This is a genomic window from Pinirhizobacter sp. (genome assembly GCF_035317885.1).
Taxonomy (GTDB): Bacteria; Pseudomonadota; Gammaproteobacteria; order Xanthomonadales; family Rhodanobacteraceae; genus Pinirhizobacter.
In genome coordinates this window covers 1-3,982 of record NZ_DATHFX010000320.1, presented here as the reverse complement: position 1 = coordinate 3,982, position 3,982 = coordinate 1, and the positions used below count along the sequence as shown (strand labels likewise).

Annotated in this window: 3 protein-coding genes; all 3 read left to right on the top strand. The window is 65.5% G+C overall.

From position 1 onward, the window contains the following. Positions 1–633: bifunctional riboflavin kinase/FMN adenylyltransferase (gene ribF / locus VK519_RS10450; protein WP_324349596.1), on the top strand; the 633-nt coding region annotated here is incomplete at its 5' end. Positions 634–661: 28 nt separating this feature from the next. Beyond that, positions 662–3,526, top strand: a complete 2,865-nt coding sequence (gene ileS, locus VK519_RS10445) for an isoleucine--tRNA ligase (RefSeq protein WP_324349595.1) — start codon at positions 662–664, stop codon at positions 3,524–3,526. Then, positions 3,517–3,982, top strand: a 466-nt coding sequence (lspA, locus tag VK519_RS10440; RefSeq protein ID WP_324349593.1) for a signal peptidase II, incomplete at its 3' end; no start/stop codon positions are given. The genes ileS and lspA, both read left to right, overlap by 10 nt.

The following is a 3,982-nucleotide window of genomic DNA, read 5'->3' as shown; positions in this document are numbered from 1 at the left end:
ACGCACATCCTGGCGGAGCGGTTGAGCGCACGCGAGGTCTGGGTGGGTGCCGATTTCCGTTTCGGCCACGGCCGCAGGGGCGATTTCGCCATGCTCGAAAGCATGGGCAGGCAACTGGGGTTTACCGCCCATGCCTTGCCGCCGGTCGAGATCGACGGGGAGCGCGTGTCGTCCTCACGCGTCCGTGCGCTGCTGGCCGAAGGCCGCTTCGCCGCGGCCGCTCCGCTGCTGGGGCGGCCGTTCGTGATCGAGGGCCATGTGGAACACGGCAACAAGCTGGGCCGCACCCTTGGGTATCCCACCGCGAACATCCATCTTCGCAAGCGGGTCAGTCCGATCCAGGGCATTTTTTCCGTACGCATCGGCGTGGGCGACGGACCGTGCAGCTGGCCTGGCGTGGCGAGCCTTGGCGTGCGGCCCACGGTGAACAGCGTGGCCGAGCCCTTGCTCGAGGCGCACCTGTTCGATTTTGCCGGCGACCTTTATGGGCGCCGCATGGCCGTGGAGTTCGTCACCAAGCTTCGCGACGAGCAGAAGTTCGCCGACCTCGACACCCTCACCGTACAAATGAAACTTGACGAGACCCACGCGCGCCAGGCGCTGGGCATGAATCCCATCCTCGTCGACGCATGACGATCCTTTCGCATCACCGGTTGCCGACATGAGCCAGGACTACAAGAACACGATCAACCTGCCGCAGACGGATTTCCCGATGCGCGGCGACCTGCCCAAGCGCGAGCCGGGCTGGCTGGCGCATTGGGAGAAGGTCGGTCGCTACCAGCAGATCCAGGCCAAGACCGCCCATCGCGACCGTGTGTTCGTGCTGCACGACGGCCCGCCCTACGCCAACGGCGTGATCCACCTTGGCCACGCGGTGAACAAGGTGCTCAAGGACGTCGTGGTCAAGTCCAAGCTGCTGGCCGGCAACCGGTCGCCGTACGTGCCCGGCTGGGACTGCCACGGATTGCCGATCGAAATTGCCATCGAGAAGAAATTCGGCAAGGTCGGCGACAAACTCGATGCCGTCGCCTACCGGCAGAAGTGCCGGGAATATGCCCTCGAACAGATCGACCTGCAGCGCGTGGACTTCAAGCGCCTGGGTGTGCTGGGCGATTGGGAACATCCCTATCGCACCCTCGATGCCAAGTACGAAGCCGACATGCTGCGCGCGCTGGCACGCATCGTTTCCAACGGGCACGTGGTGCGCGGCGCAAAGCCCGTGTACTGGTGCTTCGACTGCGGCTCGGCGTTGGCCGAGGCGGAGATCGAATACGCCGATAAGACATCCCCCGCGGTCGATGTCGCTTATGCCGCCATCGAGCCGAAGTCGCTGGCGGCGAAGTTCGGCGTGGCATCGGGCGACGCCATCGTCGCCGTTCCCATCTGGACCACCACGCCGTGGACGCTGCCGTCGAGCCAGGCCGTGGCCCTCGGGCCCGAGATTCCTTACGTGCTGGTAGAAGGCCCGGCAGTCGATGGCCGCCGCCTGCTATTGGTGCTGGCCGAGGCGCTGGCCGAGAAAGCCCTGGCGCGTTATGGCGCAAGCGATGTGCGCACGCTCGGCCGCGTCCAGGGTGCGGTGCTTGAGAACGAACTACTGCACCACCCGTTCTACGACCGCAAGCTACCGGTGGTCATGGGGGAGCACGTTTCGGATGAAGACGGCACCGGCGCCGTGCACACCTCCCCGGACCACGGCGCGGAAGACTTCGCGGTGGGGCAGGGCTATGGCATCGGTCCGCTCAACTATGTCGATGGTCGCGGCGTGTATCGCGCCGACGTGCCGCCTTTCGGCAGCCTCGTGCTCGCCGGCCAGCATATCTGGAAGGCTAACGACCTCATCGTCGAGGCGCTGCGTGGCACCGGCATGCTGCTGGCCTCGGCCAAGCTCACGCATAGCTATCCGCATTGCTGGCGCCACAAGACCTCACCGGTGATCTTCCGCGCCACGCCGCAGTGGTTCATCTCGATGGAGCAGGCCGATCTTCGCCGTACGGCGCTGGATTCGATCAAGCAGGTGCGCTGGATCCCCGGCTGGGGCGAAGAGCGCATCTCGGGCATGATTGCCGGCCGCCCGGACTGGTGCATCTCGCGCCAGCGCACCTGGGGCGTGCCGATCGCGCTATTCGTGGACAAGGCCACGCACGAGCCCCACCCGCGCAGCGTGGAACTGCTCGAGGAGGTCGCCAAGCGGGTGGAAGTGGGCGGCATCGATGCCTGGTTCGCGCTCGACGCGCATGACCTTCTGGGCCACGAGGCCGACCGCTACGAGAAAGTCACCGACGTCCTGGACGTCTGGTTCGATTCGGGTGTCAGCCACTTCGCCGTTGTCGGTGCGCGTCCGGAACTGCAGGCGGGCGGAGCCAGCGATTACAAGGTGATGTACCTGGAAGGCAGCGACCAGCACCGTGGCTGGTTCCATTCCTCATTGTTGACCTCTGCCGCCATCCACGGCCGCGCACCCTACGAGGAAGTGCTCACGCACGGCTTCACCGTCGATGCCCAGGGCCGCAAGATGTCCAAGTCGCTCGGCAACGGCATCGAGCCGCAGGACATCATGAAGACCATGGGCGCGGACATCCTGCGCCTGTGGATCTGCAGCACCGACTATCGCAACGAGATGTCGCTGTCGGACGAGATCCTCAAGCGCGTGGCCGATACCTATCGCCGCATCCGCAATACGGCGCGCTTCCTGCTGGGCAACCTCGAGGGCTTCGACCCGGCGCAGCACCTCTTGCCGACGGCCGATTGCCTGCCGCTGGACCAGTGGGCGATCCAGGCCTGCGTGGACACCCAGCAGGCCGTGGTTGCCGCCTATGATCGCTACGACTTCCCGGAAGTCGTGCAACGCGTGCAGAACTACTGCACCAACGAGCTGGGCGCGCTGTACCTGGATATAACAAAAGACCGCCTCTACACGATGCCTACGGCGAGCACCGGCCGCCGCAGCGCGCAGAGCGCGATGTACCACATCCTGGAATCGCTTGTGCGCTGGCTGGCGCCAATGACCAGCTTCACCGCCGAGGAAATCTGGGCATCGATGCAGGGCGAGCGCAGCGAATCGGTACTGTTCGAGACCTGGTATGAAGGCCTGGAAGGGCTGCAGGCAACGCCTGGGCAACGTCGCTACTGGACGGACCTGCTTGCCATCCGCGACAGCGCCTCGCGCGTGCTCGAGGGCATGCGCAAGGCCGGTGACATCGGCGCGTCGCTGGAAGCGCAGGTGGATGTATTCCTGGACGACGCACTGCTGGCCCGCTACACCCCCGCCGCCGGCGAACTCCGCTTCGTTTTCATCACCTCCGAACTGACCCTCGCGCCGCTCACCGCCAAGCCTGCCCATGCCGTGAAGGTGGAACTGGCTGAGGGCGAGGCGTGGCTGACGGCGAGCGTGCGCACGGCCTCCAAGTGCATCCGCTGCTGGCACCTTCGCGATGATGTGGGCGTGCACCCTGACCATCCGGAGATCTGCGGCCGCTGCGTTGAAAACGTCACAGGCTCCGGCGAGGTGCGTCAGTGGTTCTGAGGACGGGCAAACCGGCCAGCGCCCTGTCGTGGCTGTGGCTGTCGCTGGTGGTGGTGGTGCTGGACCAGATCACCAAGTTCTGGGCGCTCGACGCGCTGGCCCCGGCAGGCTTGCCACACCCGGTGATCCCGGGTTTCCTGAACTGGACGCTGGCCTTCAACACCGGCGCGGCCTTCAGCTTCCTGGCCACCGGTTCCGGCTGGCAGCGCTGGTTCTTCGTGCTGCTGGCGGTGGTGATAAGCATTGCCCTGGCCACATGGCTGAAGAAAACCCCCCGCGCCGACTGGAAATCGGCCCTGCCGCTGGCGCTGGTGATCGGCGGGGCGGTGGGCAACCTGATCGACCGCCTGCACGCGGCCCAGGTGACCGACTTCATCGAGGTGTATTGGCGTAGCTATTACTACCCGGTATTTAACGTGGCCGACTGCGCCATTTCCGTGGGTGCGGTGCTGCTGG